Origin of the sequence: Akkermansia sp. GGCC_0220 (assembly GCF_017566105.1) — a bacterium.
Classification (GTDB): Bacteria; Verrucomicrobiota; Verrucomicrobiia; order Verrucomicrobiales; family Akkermansiaceae; genus Akkermansia; species Akkermansia massiliensis.
Genome location: NZ_JABFCI010000110.1, coordinates 1 through 226 on the forward strand (window position 1 = coordinate 1; position 226 = coordinate 226).

The 226-nt window shown below is 59.3% G+C and carries 1 protein-coding gene; it reads right to left on the minus strand.

What is annotated here, in order from left to right; genetic code table 11:
- A partial coding sequence (locus HJW02_RS13190; RefSeq protein ID WP_208050709.1) for a hypothetical protein occupies positions 1-226 on the minus strand: 226 nt, incomplete at both ends.

Below are 226 nucleotides of genomic sequence, written 5' to 3' on the forward strand. Positions count from 1 at the left end.
CGAGGGGATGCTTGTAGCGCAGGGTGATGGGACATGGGGAGGAAGGTTCGGCAAGGGTGCGGGGAACGGGGGAATTACTTCCTCCTGCCCCTCCTGAGTCTCCGGTTCCTACTTCAAGCAATCCTTCGCAGTCGTCGGCTCCATCCGGGTTGCCGCCGAAGAAATGGGAGGTGTTCTTGCTGCAATCGGACTGTTCGACGTCTTCGTCGCAATCACAGGAACAGGG